This is a genomic window from Thiothrix nivea DSM 5205, assembly GCF_000260135.1.
Taxonomy (GTDB): domain Bacteria; phylum Pseudomonadota; class Gammaproteobacteria; order Thiotrichales; family Thiotrichaceae; genus Thiothrix; species Thiothrix nivea.
The window spans coordinates 1,333,834-1,356,753 of sequence record NZ_JH651384.1 but is presented as its reverse complement, the minus strand read 5'-3'; the positions used below and the strand labels follow the sequence as shown (position 1 = coordinate 1,356,753).

The 22,920-nt window shown below is 55.8% G+C and carries 20 protein-coding genes, 1 tRNA gene and 1 pseudogene; 7 read left to right on the top strand and 15 right to left on the bottom strand.

Going from position 1 to position 22,920, the window contains the following annotated elements:
• The first annotated feature begins 22 nt into the window (after window positions 1-22).
• Both tnpC (THINI_RS06985) and THINI_RS06980 read left to right on the top strand, forming a co-directional pair.
• Window positions 23-1,441 carry an IS66 family transposase gene (tnpC, locus tag THINI_RS06985; RefSeq protein WP_002707930.1) on the top strand — a complete coding sequence of 473 codons (1,419 nt, stop codon included), beginning with the start codon at window positions 23-25 and terminating at the stop codon, window positions 1,439-1,441.
• 114 nt (window positions 1,442-1,555) lie between these two features.
• Window positions 1,556-1,915 carry a hypothetical protein gene (locus tag THINI_RS06980; protein ID WP_002707929.1) on the top strand — a complete coding sequence of 120 codons (360 nt, stop codon included), beginning with the start codon at window positions 1,556-1,558 and terminating at the stop codon, window positions 1,913-1,915.
• A gap of 91 nt (window positions 1,916-2,006) precedes the next feature.
• Here THINI_RS06980 and tnpC (THINI_RS06975) read toward each other — a convergent pair whose 3' ends face one another.
• The 10 genes and pseudogenes from tnpC (THINI_RS06975) to THINI_RS06925 all read right to left on the bottom strand — a co-directional run bounded on the left by tnpC (THINI_RS06975) (window position 2,007) and on the right by THINI_RS06925 (window position 12,440).
• Window positions 2,007-3,632, bottom strand: coding sequence for an IS66 family transposase (gene tnpC, locus THINI_RS06975; RefSeq protein WP_002707928.1), 1,626 nt, complete (start codon window positions 3,630-3,632; stop codon window positions 2,007-2,009).
• Between the two features lie 35 nt (window positions 3,633-3,667).
• Window positions 3,668-4,036, bottom strand: a complete 369-nt coding sequence (gene tnpB / locus THINI_RS25620) for an IS66 family insertion sequence element accessory protein TnpB (RefSeq protein ID WP_002706841.1) — start codon at window positions 4,034-4,036, stop codon at window positions 3,668-3,670.
• Window positions 4,036-4,383, bottom strand: coding sequence for an IS66 family insertion sequence element accessory protein TnpA (gene tnpA / locus THINI_RS25615; protein ID WP_002706643.1), 348 nt, complete (start codon window positions 4,381-4,383; stop codon window positions 4,036-4,038). The genes tnpB and tnpA overlap by 1 nt, the downstream gene beginning before the upstream one ends.
• Before the next feature lie 46 nt (window positions 4,384-4,429).
• Window positions 4,430-5,489: pseudogene (locus tag THINI_RS24150) on the bottom strand (IS630 family transposase).
• A 123-nt stretch (window positions 5,490-5,612) separates the two neighbouring features.
• The gene (purH, locus tag THINI_RS06950) at window positions 5,613-7,196 is read right to left on the bottom strand and encodes a bifunctional phosphoribosylaminoimidazolecarboxamide formyltransferase/IMP cyclohydrolase (protein ID WP_002707926.1); all 1,584 of its coding nucleotides are present in this window, start codon (window positions 7,194-7,196) and stop codon (window positions 5,613-5,615) included.
• Between the two features lie 84 nt (window positions 7,197-7,280).
• Window positions 7,281-8,357, bottom strand: a complete 1,077-nt coding sequence (aroB, locus tag THINI_RS06945; RefSeq protein ID WP_002707925.1) for a 3-dehydroquinate synthase — start codon at window positions 8,355-8,357, stop codon at window positions 7,281-7,283.
• Window positions 8,338-8,880, bottom strand: a complete 543-nt coding sequence (aroK, locus tag THINI_RS06940) for a shikimate kinase AroK (protein WP_002707924.1) — start codon at window positions 8,878-8,880, stop codon at window positions 8,338-8,340. Before aroK ends, aroB begins: the two co-directional genes overlap by 20 nt.
• 42 nt (window positions 8,881-8,922) lie before the next feature.
• Window positions 8,923-11,382, bottom strand: coding sequence for a type IV pilus secretin PilQ (locus THINI_RS06935; protein ID WP_002707923.1), 2,460 nt, complete (start codon window positions 11,380-11,382; stop codon window positions 8,923-8,925).
• 54 nt (window positions 11,383-11,436) lie between these two features.
• Window positions 11,437-11,997: a pilus assembly protein PilP gene (locus THINI_RS06930; RefSeq protein ID WP_002707922.1), complete on the bottom strand. Its 561-nt coding sequence runs from the start codon at window positions 11,995-11,997 to the stop codon at window positions 11,437-11,439.
• On the bottom strand, window positions 11,994-12,440 hold the full coding sequence (locus THINI_RS06925; protein ID WP_050988007.1) for a type IV pilus inner membrane component PilO: 447 nt from the start codon (window positions 12,438-12,440) through the stop codon (window positions 11,994-11,996). Before THINI_RS06925 ends, THINI_RS06930 begins: the two co-directional genes overlap by 4 nt.
• Before the next feature lie 133 nt (window positions 12,441-12,573).
• Between THINI_RS06925 and THINI_RS06920 the strand changes: the two genes are divergently transcribed.
• Window positions 12,574-13,617 carry an IS701 family transposase gene (locus THINI_RS06920; protein ID WP_081485941.1) on the top strand — a complete coding sequence of 348 codons (1,044 nt, stop codon included), beginning with the start codon at window positions 12,574-12,576 and terminating at the stop codon, window positions 13,615-13,617.
• Here the strand turns inward: THINI_RS06920 and THINI_RS06915 are convergent.
• From THINI_RS06915 to pilM, 3 genes are read right to left on the bottom strand one after another with little or no spacing between them, the layout of a single operon-like run.
• Window positions 13,596-13,811, bottom strand: a complete 216-nt coding sequence (locus THINI_RS06915) for a hypothetical protein (RefSeq protein ID WP_040839208.1) — start codon at window positions 13,809-13,811, stop codon at window positions 13,596-13,598. The two genes, THINI_RS06920 and THINI_RS06915, sit on opposite strands and share 22 nt — an antisense overlap.
• Window positions 13,808-14,461, bottom strand: coding sequence for a PilN domain-containing protein (locus THINI_RS06910; RefSeq protein WP_002707921.1), 654 nt, complete (start codon window positions 14,459-14,461; stop codon window positions 13,808-13,810). Before THINI_RS06910 ends, THINI_RS06915 begins: the two co-directional genes overlap by 4 nt.
• Window positions 14,461-15,513, bottom strand: a complete 1,053-nt coding sequence (gene pilM, locus THINI_RS06905) for a type IV pilus assembly protein PilM (protein WP_002707920.1) — start codon at window positions 15,511-15,513, stop codon at window positions 14,461-14,463. Before pilM ends, THINI_RS06910 begins: the two co-directional genes overlap by 1 nt.
• 168 nt (window positions 15,514-15,681) lie before the next feature.
• Here pilM and THINI_RS06900 point away from each other — a divergent pair, with 168 nt between their 5' ends.
• The 3 genes from THINI_RS06900 (at window position 15,682) to THINI_RS06890 (ending at window position 18,989) form a co-directional block, all read left to right on the top strand.
• The gene (locus tag THINI_RS06900; RefSeq protein ID WP_002707919.1) at window positions 15,682-18,255 is read left to right on the top strand and encodes a penicillin-binding protein 1A; all 2,574 of its coding nucleotides are present in this window, start codon (window positions 15,682-15,684) and stop codon (window positions 18,253-18,255) included.
• A complete protein-coding gene (locus THINI_RS06895) occupies window positions 18,255-18,857 on the top strand; it encodes a hypothetical protein (RefSeq protein ID WP_002707918.1) in 603 nt (200 codons plus the stop codon). Before THINI_RS06900 ends, THINI_RS06895 begins: the two co-directional genes overlap by 1 nt.
• Window positions 18,858-18,913: 56 nt before the next feature.
• Window positions 18,914-18,989 (top strand) — tRNA-Thr (locus THINI_RS06890).
• 44 nt (window positions 18,990-19,033) lie between these two features.
• On the opposite strand, the gene THINI_RS06885 is transcribed toward THINI_RS06890, so the two are convergent.
• A complete protein-coding gene (locus THINI_RS06885; protein WP_002707917.1) occupies window positions 19,034-19,378 on the bottom strand; it encodes a hypothetical protein in 345 nt (114 codons plus the stop codon).
• A gap of 252 nt (window positions 19,379-19,630) precedes the next feature.
• Window positions 19,631-21,244, bottom strand: coding sequence for a phosphoenolpyruvate carboxykinase (ATP) (gene pckA, locus THINI_RS06880; RefSeq protein WP_002707916.1), 1,614 nt, complete (start codon window positions 21,242-21,244; stop codon window positions 19,631-19,633).
• A 251-nt stretch (window positions 21,245-21,495) separates the two neighbouring features.
• Here pckA and THINI_RS06875 point away from each other — a divergent pair, with 251 nt between their 5' ends.
• Entirely contained in the window at window positions 21,496-22,914 is a 1,419-nt protein-coding gene (locus THINI_RS06875) for a DEAD/DEAH box helicase (RefSeq protein ID WP_002707915.1), read from the top strand.
• The last annotated feature ends 6 nt before the right edge of the window (window positions 22,915-22,920 follow it).

Here is a 22,920-nt window from a genome sequence, read left to right as displayed (position 1 = left end):
AAAAATCAGCTACGCTATCCTTATGAACCAGTTCATCCACCCCACGAGAGAAGATTTGCAGCAGTTGAGCCACGCCCAGCTGGTGGATTTGGTGTTGTCGCTGTTTGACACGATAGAACAGCTATCGTCACTGGCAACCCGGGTAGCTGAACTGGAGGCGCAGTTGGGCAAAAACAGCAAGAATTCGCACAAACCGCCGTCATCGGATGGGCTGAAGCGCCAACCAGCCCAACCCCGTCAAGCAGGCCAACGCCCCAAAGGTGGCCAGCCGGGACACAAGGGGCATAGCCTTGTCATGCACCCATCGCCCGATTACGTTGAGGATTGCCGTGCCGTCGGCTACTGTGGTTGTGGCCTGCCGCTATCCGAAGCGGCTGTGGCCGTGGCTGAACGCCGCCAGCAATGGGACATCCCCGCCCCGCAAATCGTGGTGACGGAATATCGCCAGATCATCAGCACTTGCCGTTGTGGCAAAGCCCATGCAGGGGAATTCCCCGCATCACTGCCCCCGTACATCAGTTATGGGGCACGCCTGAAAGCGTATGCGGTCGGCCTGGTTCATGGGCATTTCATCTCGCTGTCGCGGGTAACGGAGGTCATATCTGACCAATATGGCATCAAGCCTTCCGATGGCAGTGTGCAACGCTGGGTCAGCCAGGCCAGCGGCAGCCTCACCGCCACCTACGGCGACATCCGGCAAACCATCAGCACCAGCCCGGTGGCACACTTTGATGAAAGCGGTATCCGGGCCCAAGGCAAAACCCAATGGCTGCATGTGGCCGCCACCCCGGAAGCGGTGTACTACACCGCCCATGCCAAGCGGGGACAGGAAGCCATGGTCGCCGCCGGTATCCTGCCTGTCTTCAACGGGGTTGCCGTGCATGACCACTGGAAACCTTACTTCCGCTTCGACAACGTGGTGCATGGCCTGTGTGGGGCACACCTGCTGCGTGAGCTGAACTACTTTGACGAAACCCTCCGGCACCAATGGCCTGCACAGCTCAAACAAGTCCTGGTTGATGCCAAAACCGCCGTGGCACAAGCGAGGGCAGCACAACATGACTCCCTGACGCCTGACCAGATGGCAGAACTGGGGCAGCGTTATGACCAATGGGTGAACCACGGCCTGCTGGTCTTCCCTGAACTGCCCAAAACCCACCCCAAACAGGGTAAAGCGAAGCAGCACCCGGCCAGAAACCTGTTATGCCGCTTGCGCGACTTCAAGGATTCGGTGTTGCTGTTCATCCAGCGGTTTGACGTGCCGTTTGACAACAACCTCGCCGAGCGGGCAGTGCGCCCCGTGAAAGTCAAACTCAAGGTGGCGGGCGGATTCCGGGCTATCGGTGGTGCCGATGCCTTCTGTGTCATCCGTTCCGTTTGGGAAACCAACAAGCTGCAGGGACGGAATCCGTTTGAGTCCCTCAGATCGGTTTTGGCATAGACTGAGTAGTTACGCAGTAATTAATATTTGTTCAGTAATGGTTAATGGTATGTATGTATTATAAAATAATTCTATGATAACTTGTTTCTGTTGGTGGGTCACAGGAATACAAATATGATTAAGACATTCACCTTGAACGCCATTGACCATGATCAGGATACCCCTGAGCAGGGTTCAATCACTTGGCACATAACCGATGAAAATAACCGTAAGCGTGCAGTCAGTGCTGTCACAGAGCTGAGCCGACAGGGTTTCATCAAGACGGTCAAACCACACAATGACCGTGAAATGCCCTTGGTAGAGCTGCTTTCCTTTTATGTGGAAGGGGAAAGTTTCAAAATCGACTTCAGCATGTTCAACGAAACTTACGGCTATGGGCCACGGGAGATTTTCCCTGGCAAGCCGCAACCGGCGGAACCCGCCAGCCGCCGTTTGAAGGAAAGCCTGCGCCACTTGTTCCCGGCCCATTTCTGAATTGTTTGCAAACCGGTTGGCTGCACATATACTTTAACCGCCCATAATTGCAGATTCCTCAAAGGTCTGAAGTAAGCGCCGTTAAATCGCCCTACTTGCCCTTGTCAAAAAAAGGGACTTTTTTCGCACATTTCTCCAGCGGCACATTCCATGGCAGGAGGGCCTCCCATTTTTCCAGGGTGTCGGCCTGGGCGATATGCTCCAGCAGATAGCGGATATAGGCATACGGTTCGAGGCCGTTGGCCTTGGCGGTTTCAATCAGGGAATAACAGGCGGCGCTGGCGCGCGCGCCATGCGGGGTGTCGGCAAACAGCCAGGCTTTGCGGCCCACGGCAAAGGGGCGGATGGCGTTCTCCGCCAGCACATTGCTGATATGCAGGTCGCCGCGTTGGCAGTAGCCACTCAGGTATTCCCACTGGTTGAGGCAGTATTCCATCGCCTTGCGGGTGAGGCCGCCTTTCATCACCTTGCCGACCTGCGTTTCCAGCCAGGTTTTCAGTTCGTTGAGCAGGGGCACGCTCAACTGCTGGCGCAGGCGGTATTTCTCCGCCGTGTCCAGGCCCTTGATGTTGTCCTCGATGCGGTAGAGCCTGCGGATCATGCCCAGGGCAATATCCGCCAGGGTGGGTTTGCCACGGGCCTGTTTGCCGCCCGCCGCCTTGACGGCCTCCACGAACTTGCGGCGGGCATGGTCCCAGCAGCCAATGCGGGTGATGGCGTTGTTGCGGCACACGGCGGCGTAACCGGAATAGCCGTCGGCCTGGAAAATGCCGTGGAAGTCCATCAGTAGGCGTTCGGGGACGCTCCCCGCCCGGCTGGGGTCGTATTCAAACAAGACCGCCACCTGGTTCGGCGGGTCGCCCCGCACCACCCACATCCATTTGTCGGCCTGGGCGGTTTTGCCGTCCTCCTTCAGCACCTGGATGCGGGTTTCATCGCCTTGCAGGTAAGCGCCGCTGTTCTGGGTTTCGCGCAGCAGGTTGAGCAGGGGTTTGAAGCTGTCCTCCAGACGGATGATCCAGTGGGCCATGCTGCTGCGGCTGAGTTCCGCGCCGTGGCGTTTGAAAATGCCCTCCAGGCGGTACAGGGGCAGGCCATCGGCGTATTTGGCGATGATGACCTGCGTCAGCAGGTTGAGGCTGGCATGGCATTTGCCCAACGGATGGGGCGGACGGGCGGCGGCGACCAGCGTTGGCCCGCCATCTGCCGTTGCCGGGGCGGGATCCTGGCTGGCCCCGGCGGCAAACACGGCTTTTTCCTGCCAGTATTCCAGCACCACCAGTTGCGCCGGGATGTAGTCCAGCTCTTCCTTGACCTTGGTGAAAAACGTGCGGGTCGCCCCGGCTTTTTCCGCATCACCCAACAACAGCTCCACCCGTTGGCGCTTCAGCCCGGGCGGGAAGCCGCGCTGGCGTTGGCTGGGGCGGGGCCTGGCGGGTTCCGCCTCCGGCAGTCGTCCGGCGATGTCCTCCAGCGCGGTTGCCAACTCGGCTTCATCAAACAGGTCAATCTGGAAGGGGAGCTTTTCAGACTGGGCGCTAAACCGCTGTATTTTGGCCAGGCGCAGCATTTCTTCCAGGAGCTGGATATGGTGGTCACGCTGTTTCAGGACGGCGGCAAATTCCGCCTCTTGCTGCGCCAGCAACTGGCGCAGGCGGGCAGCGTCCAGGTCGCTATGGGATGTGGTTTTGGGGGCTGGCGGCGGTGCTAAATCCATGGGTTAAATGATAACAAAATCATCAGGATAAGTCGCTAAAACAGCGCCCCGTAGCACAACTTTTTATGCCCTTTGAGCAGGCTGATGTCATAACCGTCCAGCAGCCAGTTGATCTGCTGGGCCGTCAGCGCCATCACCCCGCCATCCCCCGTTTGCGGCCAATGGAACTTCTCTTCCGCCAGGGCTTTGTAATACAGCACAAAGCCATTGTCTTCCCAATACAGGCATTTGATTTTCGTGCGCTGGCGGTTGGTGAAGGCGTACAGCGCCCCGGCAAACGGGTCGTGGCCCAATTCCTGCGCCACGATCGCCGCCAGCCCCTGGGCGGCCTTGCGGAAATCAATGGGCGGGCGGTAAAGGTAAATGTCCGGCATCTCCCCGGCGGGGCGGAAATAACGGGCCATTACAACTGCCCCAGCAACCGGCGCAGCAAGGCCACATTGCCGGGGTGGATATTCCTGATCACCAGGCCATTCGGCAGGGACAGCTCCAGGCCATCGCCCGTCCGGGCGTCTGTCCCCGGCTGCGCCGGGCGGACAGTCACGAAACCGGAAGGCTCTGGCAATACCGGGCGTTTGCCATCCCCGGGCGGCTTGCCCGCCGTACCGCATAATTTGCGCCGCCAGTAGACAAAGCCGTGGTAACTCAACTGTTCCTGTTCACAATACTGGACTCCGGAAAGGCCGGAGGACTGGAAGCGTTGGAGCTGGGCTTGCCAGTACGCCAGACGCCCATCTTGACCTGGATTCATCGTGTTCTCCCATGCAATCTGTTGCTGATGGGCTGAGTGTCCGGGATTACGTGGGGCGCTGAAAGGAGGGGGATTTAGAAGCGCTTACGGTCTGAAAGTTGAGGGTCAGCAAAGAGTCCAAGGCTTTTTTATGCGTAGTGTGGGTTTGTGACAAACAGGCATCAATGGCCTGCGCAAAGGCGGTAAAGTTTTCATGGTAACGTGAATACAGGCATTCCTTCTTCACAAACTTCCACAGGCGCTCAATCAGGTTCAGGTTCAGGTTGGGGGAATAAGCGGGTAGGAACAACAGTTCGATCCCGAGTGTTTGGGCGAATGTTTGTACCAGGCTACAGCGCTGGTAACGGGCATTGTCCATCACCAAGGTCACCGGGACATTCAGGGCCAATGCCTTGATTTGCCGAAGCAACTGACAAACACTTTGGGAGTTGATGTAACTGTCATTGGTCACGGTGACCAGTTCATGGGTGACTGCATTCAACGCACCGAGGACATTGTAGCGCTGGCGTCCGGCAGGGGCGCGGATGAACAGCCGGGTGAAACACCACAGGAACCCCAGAAACGGGGCCAGGACAAAATGGGCGGCGTCGACAAAGAAAACGGCGCGTTTTCCGGCCTTGGCCTCCTCAAGACGCGGCTCCAGCTCTTTTTTTAAAAGTCTCCTGGGCAGCAGGATCGGCTTTCGCCGGTATCATCCCCACCTTCCTGACGGACAAACCCAAGTCATGCAGGAATAGCCGCACGGCTTCCCGCTTGAGTTCAAGGCCGGTTAAGCGCTGTATATCAGCGATCGCCTGACTGATCCGGGTTGGTGGATGCTTCTCAAAATGTTTCTTCAGGGGTTCATGGAAAGGTTCCAAGCGGCGGGTTGGGCGATGGAAATCCAGTTGTTCCAAGGCAGCGATCCCGCCTTGTTGGTAACGTTTCAAATAACGGGTGACGGTCGTTGAACTCACCTGTGCCAGCCGTTCAATGTCCCCATGCGCCATTCCCTGGCTTTTTAGCCACAACACTTCCATCCGTTGGCGGACGCGAGGGTGGGCATGGCGGTAACGCCCCTCATTCAAGGCGGTTTGATCGGATTCGCTGAAGTCTATCTGGATCATGGAAAGGACGACCGGTTGCCAATAACAGCCGTACTTTGCTTGAGGGCTTCTCATTATTTAACAGCTATTCACGGGCAAAGTATATGACAGGGCTTGAGTAATCAAGCCCTGTTTTGCTTTGGGTCAGTGCCTAAAATGGCGCATTCCGGTGAAGATCATCGCCATGCCATGTTCATTGGCAGCAGCAACCACTTCCTCGTCACGCATGGAGCCGCCCGGCTGGATGACGGCCTTGATACCCGCCGCCGCCGCATTGTCGATACCGTCGCGGAACGGGAAAAAGGCATCGGAAGCCATCACCGAACCCGGCACTTTCAACCCCGCGTGCTCGGCCTTGATGGCGGCAATGCGCGCTGAATTCACCCGGCTCATCTGGCCTGCGCCCACCCCAATGGTCATGCTGTCCTTCGCATAGACGATAGCGTTGGACTTGACGAACTTGGCCACTTTCCAGGCAAACAGTAAGTCGCCATATTCTTCGGTAGTGGGTTCGCGCTCGGTGACGACTTTCAGGTCAGCATGTAGCAGCGCGTCATTGTGTTGCAACAACAGCCCGCCGGTGACCCGCTTGAAATCGAATTGGTCGATATGGCCAGACAGCTTGCCGCATTCCAGCAGGCGCACGTTTTTCTTGAGGCTGATAAAGTTGGCGGCGTCTTCGGAAACGCTGGGGGCAATGATGACTTCCACGAATTGGCGTTCGACGATGGTGCGTGCGGTTGCGCCATCCAGTTCGCGGTTGAAGGCGATAATGCCGCCGAAAGCGGATTCCGGGTCGGTGGCATAGGCGCGGTCATAAGCGGTGAGGATGTCAGCTGCGATCGCCACACCGCAAGGGTTGGCGTGCTTGACGATGACGCAGGCAGGCAACTCGAACTGGCGCACGCATTCCAGCGCTGCGTCGGTGTCGGCGATATTGTTGTAGGACAGTTCCTTGCCCTGGATCTGGCGCGCGGTGGCGATGGTGCCTGCCGGTGCGTTGGGTTCCACGTAGAACGCGCCGCCCTGGTGGCTGTTTTCGCCGTAGCGGCAATCCTGTTGTTTACGTACTTGCAGGTTGAAGGTGCGCGGGAACGCGGCAGGCTGTTCGTGCGTACCGTCCGCGACCCGCGAGCCGAAATAGTTGGCGATCATGCCGTCGTAATGGGCTGTGTGTTCAAACGCCTTGATGGCGAGGTCGAAACGGGTAGCCGGGCTGATGCAGTTGCCGTTGGCTTCCATTTCGGACTGGATGCGGGCGTAGTCGGCAGGCTCGACCACGACGGTGACGTGGGCGTGGTTCTTGGCGCTGGCACGCACCATGGCCGGGCCACCGATGTCGATGTTTTCCACCGCGTCCTCAAAGGTGCAGCTGGGTTTGGCGACGGTAGCTTCAAATGGGTAAAGGTTGACCACGATCAGGTCGATGCGGCCAATGCCGTGTTCCTGCATCACCACGTCGTCAGTACCGCGCCGCCCGAGGATGCCGCCGTGGATCTTTGGGTGCAGGGTTTTGACGCGCCCGTCCATCATTTCGGGGAAACCGGTATGGTCGGAAACCTCCGTGACCGGCACGCCGTTATCCGCCAGCAGTTTGGCGGTGCCGCCCGTGGACAGGAGGTGGACGCCCTGGCCATGCAGGAACTGGGCGAATTCGAGCACGCCGGATTTGTCAGACACGCTGAGAAGGGCGCGGGTGACGGGCAGATTGGAAGCAGCAATTGTCATGTGTGTGGAATTCCTGGGGCGAAAACGCTGTATTTTATTGGCTGGGGGGATTCGCTGCAATCATGCGGTTTTCAGGCTCCGTTCTCAGCTATTCCGGCTAAGTACTCGTTTGAGCGCTTCAGTGTCAAACTCAGCCGTGACAATGGATTCACCCAGCGATTTCATCAAGACCAGCCGCAAGCTGCCATCCAGCACTTTTTTATCCACCGACATGTAACGCATGAAATCATCGCCGGACATCTCCACCGGTGGGGCAACCGGCAGCCGCGCGCGTCGCAGGATATGGCGCACGTAAGCCACGTCATCAGCGGCAAGCCAGCCCATTTGCTGTGATAGTTCCGCCGCCATGACCATGCCGGTGGCGACCGCTTCGCCATGCAGCCACTTGCCATAACCCATGGCGGCTTCGATGGCGTGGCCGAAAGTATGGCCGAGGTTCAGCAGCGCGCGCTGGCCGGATTCGCGTTCATCCGCCGCCACTACTTCCGCCTTGTGTTCGCAGGAGCGGTAAATGGCATAAGTCAGCGCTGCCGGGTCGCGCACCAGCAGTTTGTCCATGTTCGCATCCAGCCATTGCAGGAACGCAGGGTCGCGGATCAGGCCGTATTTCACCACTTCGGCAATCCCGGCACTGAGTTCGCGGTCTGCCAGCGTGTTGAGCGTATCGGTGTCGATCAGCACGCATCTGGGTTGGTGGAACGCGCCGATCATGTTCTTGCCCAGCGGGTGGTTGACGCCCGTCTTGCCGCCGACGGAAGAATCCACCATCGCCAGCAGGGTGGTCGGAATCTGGATGAAGTTGACGCCACGCTGGTAACTGGCCGCTGCATATCCGGTCATGTCGCCCACCACGCCGCCGCCAAGCGCAATCAGGGTGGTTTTGCGGTCAGCTTTTTGCTCCAGCAAATGGGTGTAAATCTGGTTGAGGGTGTCGAGGTTTTTGTATTCCTCACCATCCGGCAGGGTCACGGCGGACTGTTTCAGGCCATCCAGCAACTGTTGGGCAGCCTGCAAATACAAGGGTGCGACCGTGGTGTTGGAAACGATAACGGCGCTTTTGCCCAGGATGTGGGGTCTGACCAGCTCGGTCTGTTGCAGTAGGCCCTGACCAATGTGGATGGGGTAGCTGCGGTCGCCAAGGTCAAGATGGAGCGTTTGCATGGGAGGTTTCCTGTAACTGTTTCAGTTTGTTGTGGATGTCGCGCAGGATGATGTTGGCTTTCTGCTTGCCGGTGGGCACGATCAGGTCGGCCACTTCCATGTACAAAGGTTCCCGCGCCTTGAGCAGGTCGCGCAAGGTTTGCAACGGTTTATCCGTTTGCATCAGGGGGCGGTTTTTGTCGTGCTTGATGCGCTGGAAAAGCTGGTCGGCGCTGGCCCGCAGGTAAATGACGCAACCGCCCGCCTTGATGTGGGCGCGGTTGGTTTCACGCAACACACTGCCACCGCCCGTCGCCAGCAGGATGCCGGGTAGGGCGCACAGTTCCTCGATGATCTGTTCCTCGCGGTCACGGAAGCCTTGTTCGCCCTCAATTGCAAAAATGGTAGGTATGCTGACGCCGGTGCGTTCCTCAATGACCTTGTCGGAATCGTAGAACTCCAGGTTGAGCCGGCGTGCGAGTTGTCGACCTATGGTGGATTTTCCCGCGCCCATCAGACCCACCAGAATGATGTTGTGTTGCATCCCGGCTTTATGCCAGCACCGGGCGCGGGAATCAAGCGCTTATCAGGATTTGCTATCCACAATCTTCGGGGTGACGAAGATCAGCAATTCCCGTTTCTTGTTGCTGTTGCTGCTGCTGCGGAACAGGTTGCCGAGGATGGGCACATCGCCGAGAACCGGCACCTTGGTTTCGCCGTGCAGGTTTTCTTCTTCATGCACACCACCCAGTACGACGGTCTGGCCGTTTTCCACCAGTACGCGGGTCTGGATCTCACGGGTGTTGATGCTGGGGATGTCGGCGAAGACTTGCCCGACGGTATCCTGGTTGACCTTGAGATCCATCGAAATGTGCTCATCCGGCGTGATTTGCGGGGTGACTTCCAGGCTCAGCACTGCCTTCTTGAAGGCCACGTTGGTGGCTCCACTGGAAGATGCTTGCAGGTAGGGGATTTCCACGCCCTGCTCAATCAGTGCCTTGGTCTGGTTAGAGGTGATCACACGCGGTGTGGCGATGATTTCACCTTTACTTTCTTCCTGCAAGGCCGACAGTTCCAGGTCGACGATGAAGTCGGAACTGAGGATGGAGAAACCGAAGCTGCCCGCCGCGCCAGTGACGGGCAGGTTGACGCTCAAACGGTCGTCCAGCCCCGGGATGGTGATGATCTTGTCGGTTGTGCCTCCGTTTTTGATGGCGTCAGCTTGTGCTGCGGCGATGCTGTTGAAGTATTCGGTTGTGCCGTCGCCCAGATTGCCAGTGGCGATGCCGTAACTGTCACTGTTCATCCATTTGGGGGTGACGCCAAAGCGTGCGCCTAAATCCTTGCCGAAGGTGTCGTTGGCAATGACAATACGGGATTCAATCAGCACCTGTTCGACCGGTACATCTAGCACTTTGACCAGATCGCGGATAGCCCTGACCTGGCTGGCGGTATCCTGTACCAGCAGTGTGTTGGTACGCTCGTCCACCGATACCTTGCCGCGCGGGGAGAGCAGGGACTGTTTGTCTTCGCCCTTGGATTTTTCAATCAGCGCCATCAGATCAACCGCTTTGGCGAAGTTGACGGCAATGTATTCCGTCACCAGCGGTTCCAGTTCCTGCTTGGCCTTGAGGGATTCCAACTGCTGTTGTTCCTTGGCCGCCAGTTCTTCGGCAGGTGCGACCCAGATGACGTTGCCGTTTTCACGCATAGCCAGGTTTTTGGATTCGAGCACGATGTCCAGTGCCTGATCCCAAGGCACGTCTTTGAGGCGCACGGTGATGTTGCCAGTGACAGTATCACTGACTACGATGTTCTTGTTGGTAAAATCCGCCAGCAATTGCAGGACGGCGCGGACTTCAATGTCCTGGAAATTGAGTGACAGTTTTTCGCCACTAAAGGTCTTTTTCTTCTGTTCCGCCGCCAGTTTGTCTTCAGCGGAAACTTTGAGCTTGTCCAGGTAAACCGTGTACTCGCTGCCACTGCGGCGGGTGTGGTAGTCGAAGCCTTCGCGTGCCGAAATCTGGATACGGGTTCCCGAGTCACGTTGCGATACATTGATGTCACTGACCGGGGTACCGAAATCGGTCACATCCATGCGTTTTTGCAGGTGTGTTGGCGCGTCGACATCCGTCAGGGTCAGCGTGACGACGTTGCCGCGCTTGTCGTCGGAAACCTGGGTGTTGGTTGACGGTAGGTTAATAATGACCCGGCCACCACCATCTGGGTCACGCCGGAAATCCACACCCTGCAAAACAGGGGTTACTGGTGCGGTTGGTACGCTGGCTGTGATGGGTGGCGGGGTGTAAACGGGTTGCTGCATTGCCAGGTTGTTGGGGGTGGGCACTGGCCTGGTAACGTCAGGCGCAGCGGATACCGGTGGCATGGCTGGCTGGGCCGGTGCTTGCCTGGCGACGGGTGCCGCAGGTACTGGCAGTTCTGGTAGGGTCAGCGCGGCTCTGGTGGTCGCCGCTGCTTCCCACACAGGCCTGGTTTTCGCTGGCATTACCGTAGTGCTTGGCGTACTGGATACCAGTGCTGGCGGGGGTATGACGAAATAGGGTTTGCTGTTTTCCACTGGCTGCGGTGTTGCCAGTCTGGGTTCCATGGCTTTGCTGCTACGCTGTACTTGGGGTGCGGCGGGTTCTACCTTGCCAGAATTGTCAAAGGTCATGACGACCAGGTTACCACGTGTTTCAACGGTGTGGTCAACGAGATTGTTCAAATGTACTACGACCCTTGCCTTACCCTTATTGTTGGCGGCGTCGATAGCCTGGATTTGCCCCAGGTTAACGGCTTTGCCGCGGCTGTTGGGGCTAACTTCCGTGGCGGGGAAATCAAAGACAATGCGTGATGGGTTTTCCATCACAAAACCCTTGGGGAGTTCCACCGGGGTATTGAATTTTAGTTGAATCTGGGTTTTGTTATTACCGACAGCTTGGACAGCAATATTCTGCAACTGTTTGTCCGCTGCCATAACCAGGCTGCTGGTGGGGATGCAGGCTATCATGATTGCCAGAGCAACGCTTTGTCTTATTGTTTTCATTGGTTGCCAGTCCTTAATTGAGTCTCTACACAAGTCGTTATTATTGTTGAAATATTATTGTTTTGTGTCTTGCGGGTCGGAAAGGGCAATGCTGTTGTCGCGTTCCTTGTAGCCGCCAAACCCGTTTTCGATAACTTCCTGTACACTGACCCGTGTTTCTTCCACTTTGGTTACTTTCCCGTAGTTCTTGCCGAGGTAATTGCCAGCCTTGACCCGGTGCACAGCGCCATCGGGAATACGGATCAGCGCCCACAGTGCGCCACTTTGGTTGATGGTGCCGACCATGCGTAAGCTGTCCAGCGGGAAGCTTTCCAGAAATTCCGGTATACGATCCTTGTCTGGCGCGATGGCACTGCCTGCTTCGGGCTTGGTGTCCGGTGCCAGTATCTTGGAGTCGAACGGGTCGAGTTCATGCCCGGGGTAAATGAAGCGTACATACGGCTTGATTTCCGGGATGGGTTCAATGACCGCAGCAGGTTTCGCTTTTACTGTCTGTATATACTGGTTCAAGTCGCTCATGTCCTTGCTACAGGCAGCGAGCGATACTAGCAGGGCGAAACCTGCTGATAACTTAATTCCCGTGTTCAGGCCGGCGGGGGTGGTATTGCCTTTCATCCTTTTTTGACTCCCTTTTCCCCGGTGGTAGATTTTTTGTCAGGCTGCGTGGTTGCCTTTTGTTTGGTTTTCCCTTTTTCGCCCTTGTCTGGCGTGGTGCTTTCTTCCGTGCCATCTTGCAGGTAGCGGAAGGTCTTCAGGGTTGCCTCCATGCGCAGGCGGCTGCTGTCTTCCGCCAGTTTCAGGTCGATATTGTTGATGGTAACAATGCGGGAGAGACCGGAAATGTCGCTGACGAAAGTGGCCAGTTCACGGTATGAACCATTGGCGATGATGGTGATGGGCTTTTCGGCGTAAAATTCCCGCGTGATTTCGCTTTGGGGTTCAAACAGTTCCAGCTCCAGACCGTTGGATAGGCCCTTTTCCGATATGTCGAGGATTAGCCCCGGAATTTCGGTGTCACTGGGCAGCTGGCGCAACAGGATGCCGAATGAGCGCTGCATCTCTTCCAGTTGGTCTTTGTACTGTGGCAGCTGGCTGGCACGTTGTTGTTTGGTTTCAAATAGGACTTACGCATTGACGAAGCAGCCCTGTCTGTGTCAGGAATAAGTTTTTCACGCGACATAAAAGCCAATGATAAGAAGGCCCAAACGCCCACCGACAGCCAATTGCACCCTGCCAATGTACATGGGGTTTCTGATGAGTGAACCGAAATCAAGCACCTGCACCCGCCTGTCGGAAGTGATGGGCATCTCGCATGACAGTGTAAACCGCTTCCTGTTGCGGGAAGCCTATGAGCCAAAAGACCTGTTCAACGAAGCATCGCGGCTGCTGAACCTGGTGGGCGGGACATTGAATGTGGATGACAGTACGCTGGACAAACCCTACAGCCAGCATATGGAGCTGGTTGGACACTTCTGGTCAGGCAAGCACCACCGGGTGGTCAAGGGGCTGAACCTGATCACGTTGTATTACAGTGACCCGCAAGGGCGCAGCCTGCCGGTCAACTACCGGGTGTATGACAAGGCAGAGGGCAAGACCAAGAATGATTATTTCCTCGACATGCTGGAGGACGTGTTGGCATGGGGGCTGCAACCCGCCTTCATGACCGGGGATAGCTGGTATTCCTGTGTGGGCAACCTCAAAACGGTAAGAAACCACCGCATGGGGTTCCTGTTCGCTGTGGAAAGCAACCGCCGGGTATCCACCGAAAAGGGGTCATGGGTGCAGGTACAGAAACTGGACATCCCTGCTGACGGGCTGAGGGTCTGGTTACGCGAATTTGGCGAGGTAAAGCTGTTTCGGACGCAGTTAAAAGACCAACTGCGCCATTACGTGGTTTTCCTCCCGAATGCTGACGCCTATGACACCTTCCAGCAAGCGGATTTCCAGACCCTGCATGACCAGCATTGGCAGATTGAGCAATACCACCGCATGATCAAGCAGGTCTGCCATATCGAGAAATTCCAGGTACGCGGCAACGTCCCGATACGTAACCATATCTTTGCCGCCTTGTGCAGCTATGTCCACCTGCAACAGATGCAGTTTGTTGACATCATCAGCAACGCCTACCAATGGCAACGCGACTTGTACACGGATGCTGTGGCTGCTTTTGTCAGCCGCTTCATGCAAGGCAAGCAGCACCTCAACCCACAATTTCAGGCCGCCGTCAATGCGTAAGTCCTATCAAAGTCTTTACGCAGTTCTTGTTCTTTGCGTTCCAGCCCATCCAGCCCTTCCAGTTGCTTGACGACTACCAATTGGTAGCCAAGGAATAATAGGGCCGCCATGATGGCGATCAGCGCCAGCGACTTGATCGACCAGGAAACGCTGCCCGGGTCGTCAACCAGGTTGTTGAGTTCCTGGATGTTCATGAACTGCCCCCCTGTTTGCCGTTGGTTTTTTCACCTACTGTGGTGTTGGTTTTGCCTTGGGGTTGTTCCCCGTTCTGAGGTTCATCCTGGGTTTGGCGCAACAGTTGCGTGACATCCAGTTTGAATTCCCGTAGCTGGATGTCGTCATCTTCTTTTTTACTGTCGCTGGCAGCCGAGATGATGTTCAGATTGGAGGAACTCAGCCACGGCGAGGCATCCAGCCGGTTCATATAGCTGGAAACCCGCGCGTAGGATTCCGCTTTACCTTCCAGTTGCACCTTGGTGCCTTCCTGTTTCAGGTGCAGCAGGTACATGCCCTTGGGCAGGGCGTTTACCATTTCATCAAACAGGTGCACGATGGCCGGACGGGTGCTTTGCAGATCTTCGATCACTTGCATCCGATCCAGCAGCGACTGGCGGGTTGTGTCCAGCTGCTCAATTTCCTTGATTTGCTTGTCCAGTTGGGCAATTTCGCTGGTCAGTAACTGGTTGCGGTCTTGCTGGTGTTCCATGGTGAGCAGCATCAGTTGGTGCGCGACTAACACGCCTGCTGCGGCTAGCGCGACGCTCATCCCAACCAGGGTAAAGAATTGCTTCTTCTTTTGTTCCCGGGCTTTTTCCCGCCAAGGGAGCAGGTTCAATCCGGCCATTACTCAAGTCCTCGCAGGGAAAGGCCAGCCGCGATCAGCAAGGCTTGCATGTCATTGGTAAAGCGGATCGGGCTTACCCGTGAGCCAAGGGCGACCCTAGTAAACGGGTTGATGACCCGGACAGGGATGCCAATAGCGGCCTGGATTTGCTCGTCCACCCCCGGAATCCGCGCGCAACCGCCGCAAATCAGGATTTGCGCCACGTTGTCCTTCTGGCTGGAGGCGTAATAAAACTGAAGGAAGCGGTGCAGTTGGCGCACCATGCTGTCCTTGAACGGCTCCAGTACTTCGGATACGTAGTTTTCAGGCAGGTTGCCTTCCTTTTTCGCCAGCCCGGCTTCCTGCCAGGTCAGCCCGTAGCGGTGCATGATTTCTTCCGTCAATTGCCGCCCGCCAAATGCCTGTTCGCGGGAAAAGGTCAGGCGGCTCTGTTCGAATACGCTGATGCCGGTCATGGTGGCACCGAAGTCGACGATGGCCAGTGAATCATGTTGTTCCAGTTCATTGGTCAGGTGGCGCAGGACTTTTTCCAGCGCATGGGTTTCCGTGTCGACAACTTCCACATTCAGGCCAGCCATTTCGGCAGCGGCAACCCGGACTTCGACATTTTCCGAGCGGGTGGCGGCCAGCAGGACATCGACGGTTTCTGGTGAATTGGCGGAGGGGCCGAGGATTTCGAAGTCGTAATTGACTTCATTCATGGGGTAGGGAATGTGTTGCTCGGCTTCCATCGACATCTGTGCTTCCAGTTCAGCAGGCGGGATGGTGGCGGGCATGGGGATAATCTTGCTGATTGCCATCGAGGTGGGGATCGCCAGGGCACAACGCTTGATACGGGTGCGGCTGTCGCGCAGGGTACGGCGGATAGCCTCACCAACCGGCTCTGGTTCCACAATATCCTTTTCGTTGGCGACGCCTTCTGGTAGCGGGGAGACTGCATAGCTTTCAATGCGGTAATCGCGTCCCCTGCGGGTCATTTCAACCAGCTTGACGGCTGAAGAGCTGATGTCGAGGCCAAGCAGGCTTTCTTTGCGTGGGTAAAATGAAAACACAGGTAATCCCAAGGTTATTGTTATTATTGAGCGTAGTGGTTAAGTCTTTTAATTATTTGCATGCCCATGGTAGCGTCGAATGTTAAAATAGTCTACTCTGCCAGCCTTGGGTGGCGTGCTTTCAGATAAACGGGAGCCGTGCGTAAACGAATAAAAGTTAATCTATATATGCGGTTCATCTTCAAACTCCTGCAAATTATTTTTGGCGCTTTCTTTGCGCTCCTGACGCTTGGGGCGGTCGGCCTGTTTGCTTTGTATTCACATTATGCGCCGCAACTGCCGGATGAGGCAGAAATGCAAAAAATTGAGATACAGGTGCCCTTGCGCATTTATACCCGCGAGGGGGAGCTGGTGGCTGAATATGGCGAGCGCCGCAGCCGCCCGGTGAAGCTGGACGATGTGCCGGAACGTTTGCAACTGGCTTTCCTGGATATTGAGGATGCCCGTTTTTACGAGCATCAGGGCGTGGATGTGAAAGGGGTTGCCCGCGCCATCCGCAGTGTCTTGTCCACCGGGTCGGCCAGTCAGGGTGCCAGTACCATTACCATGCAGCTGGCGCGGAATGTCTTTCTGGATTCCGGCAAGAACCTTGAGCGCAAATTTAAGGAAACGTTGCTGGCAATCAAGCTCGAACAGACACTCAGCAAAGCCAAGATCCTGGAACTTTATCTGAACAAAATTTACCTGGGCAATCGGGCTTATGGTGTTGCCTCTGCAGCAGAAACCTATTATGGCAAGACGCTGGATGAGCTGACCCTGGCGCAAAGCGCGATGATTGCCGGGTTGCCGAAAGCACCTTCCCGTTACAATCCACTGGCCAACCCGGAACGCGCCATGATCCGGCGTGATTACATTCTCAAGCGTATGTTGGAACTGGGGCATATCAGCCAGAAGGAATATCAGGTAGCCATCAATGAACCCAATACCGCGCAGCAACACAAGACCGAAATTGAAACCGAGGCCCCTTATCTGGCGGAAATGGTACGTTCGGAAATCGTCAGGCGGTTTGGGGAAGCCAATGCCTACACGCAAGGCTACCACGTTTACACCACGCTGGATTCCACGCGGCAGCAGCAGGCGGCGGAAGCGCTGCGGGGTTCCCTGCTCTCCTATGACCGGCGGCATGGTTACCGAGGCCCTGAAGAGACGGTTAACCTGGGTGAGCTGGACAATGAAGATGAAATGCGCGACAAACTGTTTAGCTATCCGATGTTTGGTGATTTGCATCCTGCCTTGGTGTTGAGCGCCGATGCAGGTGGGGCAGAGCTGCTGGTCGGCGAAACCCGTATCCACTTGGGCTTGGATGCAGTCAAGTGGGCGCGGGCGTTCAAGACCGAAGACCGGCGGGGCAGTGCGCCGAAGCGGGTCAGCGATGTCCTTAAAGCCGGTGATATTGTACGTGTGCGGCAGACGGATAAGGAAAAGGATGTCTGGACATTATCGCAAATTCCGGCGGTTGGCGGCGCGCTGGTGTCGCTTGACCCGAGTGACGGGGCGGTGCGCGCAGTCATGGGGGGGTTTGATTTTTACCACTCCAAGTTCAACCGCGCTACCCAGGCGCTGCGCCAGCCGGGTTCCAGTTTCAAGCCAATCATCTATGCTGCGGCTTTGACGAAAGGGTTCACGCCAACCAGCGTGGTCAATGACGCACCCATCACCATTCCCGGCAGTAACTGGAAGCCAGAGAACTTTGGTGGCAGATATATAGGCCCGACGACTTTGCGGGAAGCGCTAGCCAAGTCGCGCAATCTGGTTTCCATCCGCTTGTTGCGCAGTGTCGGGATCAATTATACGGTGGATTTCGCGACCAGGTTTGGTTTCCCGCGTGAACATCTGCCCCCCAACCTGACCCTGGCATTGGGTACAGGCATGACAACGCCGCTGCAAATGGCGGGGGCATATGCCGCTTTTGCCAATGGTGGCTACAAGATTGAGCCATATTTTATCACCCGTATCGAAGACCGTCATCACAACAAGCTGTTTGAAGAAACCTCGCCGCGTATTTGTGGGGGTGATGCCAAAGTCTGCGTTATCAAAAAAACCACGCAGGAAAAAGCAGCCGGGGCGGAAGGCGTGGATGGTAAGGGCGTAAAAGACAAGGAAGGTGAAAACAGTCCTGACAAGCAGAAGGCAGAGCTGGCAGACAAACCTATCTGGGAAACTGAGGCTGTTGTTGGGCCAAAACTGGGCGACAAAGACGTTTACCCGGCAGCCGAACGGATTATGGATAACCGTACCCAATACCAGATTGTCAGCATGATGCAAGGTGTCACGCAATTCGGCACGGCAGCACGCGCCGGGCGCAGCTTGCAGCGTAAAGACATCGCCGGCAAGACAGGTACAACCAATGACCAGAAAGATGCCTGGTTTTGCGGTTTCACGCCTGATATTGTGACCGTTTCGTGGGTCGGTTTTGATGACATGTCCAAGTTGGGGGAGGGTGAAACCGCGACCAACGTGGCATTGCCCATGTGGATTGACTTTATGCACCGGGCACTGGAAGGGACACCATCGAAAGAATGGGAAAGGCCAGTGGATCTGAAAGCAGCTGATCTGGGTGAGCCGGGCGCTACCCCCAGTCGGCGTTACCGGCGGGAGGCGTCAGCCAGCAGTTCCCAAGGCAGCGGCTTCCAGTACAAGAGCGAGCGCGATGTTATGCCGCGCAGGCCAGCCCAGCAACAGCAGGTTGCCGTACCTAGACGCCCTCCGGAGCGGGTGGAAATTCCTGAGCAGCTTTTCTGATGCGCAATACCCGGGAAGAACTCCGTTACTTGTTGGCGGAGGAAGCTGCCCGCCTCATCTATGAAGAGGGGATGCGGGATTACCGTCTGGCCAAACAAAGGGCAGCGGAGCAGCTGGGCGTCAGTTCGCGGGGGGGCAGCGTACAGCCTTCCAACGAGGAAGTTGAAGCCGCCATCCATGAGCGTATCCGGCTATTCGATGCTGAAACCCAGCCAGCCCTATTGCGCCATCACCGGGAAGTGGCATTGGAAGCCATGGAGTTTTTGCAGCACTACCAACCTTATCTTACCGGTGCGGCGTTGGAAGGCACGTCCAGCCCGCATTCCGCTGTTACCCTGTCCCTGTTTGCAGAAGGCGTGGAAGAGGTCATGTTTTTCCTCGAAGATCAGCGTATTCCGTTTCAGGTGCATGAGCGGCGTACCCGTATGGGCAACAAGAAACAGGAATATTTCCCGTTACTGCGTTTCTATGTGGACGATGTGGAGGTAGAACTGATGGTGTTCCCGCATGATGGCCGTTTTGCCAGCCCCCCGATCAGCCCTGTGACAGGTAAGGGGATGAAACGGGCTGATCGCAAGAAAGTTGCGGCATTGCTTGGTTGAAAATGAAAAAAGTAGTTGCGCGCCCAAAATCTATTCTATAAAATTCGCACTCCTTAGCCGGCATAGCTCAGTTGGTAGAGCAACTGACTTGTAATCAGTAGGTCATCAGTTCGAATCCGATTGCCGGCACCATTTCTGAAAGCCCGAGCCGATAATGCTTGGGCTTTTTTTTGTCTTTACTGCGCATCCATTGCAATGACAATATTCACCAGATTCTGGTCGATAATTGAGAACTGACGGTAACGGGTAACATTGTCCATCTTGGCTGTGGCCATGTATGTGCCTGGCGTCAATGCCAGCACAGTGGTGTGCTTGTGGGTCTTTTCAACAAGCTTGTTATTGGCGTCGGTTTGCCTGATTTCCAATTCAATGGCGTTCATCACCGGGCCATTGTTCAGCGTGGTCATGATGAAAGCTTTGGCGGTATTGCTGTCGTTTGCTTCAGGTGCTGAAAATGCAGTACCGATTCCCGACAACAGGATGCCAGACAAAAGAATCGCCAACCATTTGTTACTATTCATAAACAACCATCCTTTTGTTAATGCATAACGTCAATCCTGACTTGTGTTGTCAGTATCCTCTTTTGCTATTGAGTAAAAATAGTACATTTCGGGAAGTGATGGCGCTATTTTAAACATATTATGAACAGAAAAATTTTATGTATTTGCTAGCGATATATTGAGCTGATTATTTGGTGGACATAAAAAAGCCGCATTTACAGTGCAATGCGGCCTGGATAGGGTGAGGGGAAGTTTTGGGCGGTTTGTCTGTGATTATGTCCGCCCAGCGACAGGCCCAGCCGCCAGTATGGTTTCCGCAATACCGTCACTGTATTGGGTGAAATTCTGGTGGAATGACATGGCCAGCTGGGTCGCTTTGTCCAGATAGGCTGCCTGGTTTTCCCAGGTGGAGGAAGGTTCCAGTACTTCTGCTGGTACGCCGGGGCAGGATACCGGAATGTTCAGGCCGAAAACCGGGTCTGTGCGGGTTTCCACCCCATCCAGCTCGCCATTCAGTGCCGCATTGACCATGCTGCGGGTATGGTGGATGTTCATGCGCTTGCCAACGCCGTAGCCACCACCTGTCCAGCCGGTATTGACCAGCCAGCAGGTGACGCCATGCCCGTTGATTTTCTGCCCCAGCAGGTCTGCATATACGGATGGGTGCAATGCCATGAACGGCGCACCGAAACAGGTGCTGAAGGTGGCTGTGGGTTCGGTGACGCCTTTTTCCGTGCCTGCCACCTTGGCGGTATAGCCGGAAATGAAATGGTACATCGCCTGCTCAGTCGTCAGTTTTGAAATCGGTGGCAAAACGCCAAAAGCGTCGCAGGTCAGCATAATGATGTGTTTGGGGTGGCCTGCCTTGCCAGGGTACAGCGCACCTGGAATCTGGGTGATCGGGTAGCTGGCACGGGTGTTTTCGGTGATGCTGTTGTCATCCAGGTTGAGTTTGCGGGTAGCCTGATCCATGACCACATTTTCCAGCACGGTACCGAAAGTTTGGGTAGTCTTATAAATCAGGGGTTCCTGTTCCGGCGACAGGTTGATGACCTTGGCGTAGCAGCCGCCTTCCAGGTTGAAGACGCCGTTGTCACTCCAGCCATGTTCGTCATCACCGATCAGGGCACGGTTGGGGTCGGCGGAGAGGGTGGTCTTGCCAGTACCGGACAAGCCGAACAGGATGGCGACATCCCCTTCCTTACCCACATTGGCGGAAGCATGCATAGACATGATGCCGCGTTGCGGCAGCAGGTAATTGAGCACTGAAAAAATGGATTTCTTGATTTCACCAGCATAGTGGGTGCCACCAACCAGGATCAGGCCGCGCGTCAGGTTCAGTAGCACAAAAGCGCTGGAATGGGTGCCGTGGATGGCCGGGTCAGCCAGCATGTCAGGCACATGGATGACGGTGAAGCGTGGTTCTGCCACCTCCAGTGTGCGGTTCAGGTCGTCCGGGCGGATGAACATGTTGCGGGCAAACAGGGCGTGCCAGGCATATTGGGTAATGACGCGCACTGGCAGCTCATCGGCCTCATTTGCCCCTGCCAACAGGTCTTGCACAAACACTTCCTTGCCGTCCAGGAACTGGAGGGCGTCTGTCAGCATCCGGTCGAACTGTGCCTCAGTCAGTGCCTTGTTGACTTTTCCCCACCATACCTTGTCATGGCTGTCAGCATCGTCGACGATAAATTTGTCATTCGGCGCGCGCCCGGTAAAAGCACCGGTATAAGCGACAAACACGCCATTTTCGCTGATTTTGCCTTCACTCCTGTTAAGGGCCTGCTCGTAAAGGACGGGGGAAGACTGGTTCCAGTAAATATGTTGCAGGTTTTGAAGCCCCAAAGTGCTGGCAAGATGTTGTGCCAGTGCGGCTGTTGTAGTCATGTGACGCCTCCGGTAGCGCTTTTAATGTCGACAATAATGTCTGAATACTCAAAGAAGGCAAAAGATGATAGTAGATAATGTTGACTTTTAGAATATCATTCGTCTGATTTCAGTCAAAATTTCCCTATATTGTCGACATAAGAAATACTAAATGTCGACAATGTTAGCGGGTTCCGTATTTTCCTGAAAAATCCGGGGGATCGTTGCGCTTTTTGTGACGTTGTGCACGGTCAGTGTGATATTCTCGCAACATGGAAAATTTCTACTTAAGTCAAACACGTTTCGATGCATTCCCGCTGGATGAACAGTTATTAGCCTCCATCAGGGAGACCGGTTTTGAATTTTGTTCCCGTATCCAGGCGGAAACCCTGCCACTGACATTGGCGGGTCGGGATGTGGCCGGGCAGGCACAAACCGGTACTGGCAAGACCGGTGCATTTCTGGTCGCCGTTTTCCAGCATCTGTTGAAGAACCCGTTGCCGAATGCGGAAGGCGGTTCGGTGCGTAGCCTGATCCTTGCACCTACCCGCGAGCTGGCGATCCAGATTGCGCGCGATGCTGAGGAATTGGGCAAGCATACCGGCCTGCGTTCGGTGCTGGTGTACGGCGGGGCGGGTTACGATAAGCAGCGCCGTCAGTTTGAAGAGTCGGTGGATGTGCTGATTGGTACGCCGGGGCGGGTGATTGACTACTGGAAGCAGCACGTTTTCACCCTCAAATATGCACAGGCGCTGGTGCTGGATGAAGCTGACCGTATGTTTGACATGGGTTTCATTGCCGATGTGCGCTACCTGATCCGCAAGATGCCGCCACCTACCAAGCGCCTCAATATGCTGTTTTCCGCCACCCTGTCACAGCGGGTGCTGGAGCTGGCCTATGAGCACATGAACAATCCGCAACAGATTGTTATTGAGGCCGAATCGGTGCGGGCGGACAACATTGCCGAGCATGTCTATTTTCCCGCCAATGAGGAAAAAGTACCGCTGCTGATTGGGCTGATCCGCAAGCTCAACCCGTTCCGGGCGATCGTGTTCGTCAATACCAAGCACATCGCGGAGAAAATTGATGATTATCTGCGCGGCAATGGCATCAGTTCCGACCTGATTTCGGGGGATGTGCGCCAGAACAAGCGTGAAAAGTTGCTGAGGTCGTTCGAGACGGGCGATTTTCAGGTGTTGATCGCCACCGACGTGGCTGCGCGTGGCTTGCACATTCCGGATGTTTCCCACGTATTCAACTTCGACCTGCCACAAATGGCGGAAGATTACGTCCACCGTATCGGGCGTACCGCGCGTGCGGGCGCATCGGGTGAAGCGCACAGCTTTGCCTGTGAGGATACCGCGTTTTACCTGCCTGAAATCGAGGAATACACCGGCAAGGCTATCCCGGTGGAAAAAATCACGGCTGACCTGATTCCCGCCGATTTGCAGCGCCCGCAGCGTACCCAGCGTGAGCGAGCAGGGCGTCCGCATGATGACCGGCACAGTAATGGCAAGCGTCCGCCCCGCAGCAGGATTAAACCACAACGGGATGATAATCCCCCAGCCTCCCCGGCAAGCACAGTGTCGGCGAGTAGTGATGTTGGTCATGAGCCGGGCGCGGAGAAAAAAAGACGCCGCCGCAGACGGCCCAGGTCAGCCACTACTTCCGCCCCATCGCCGCAGGAATAGGTGTCT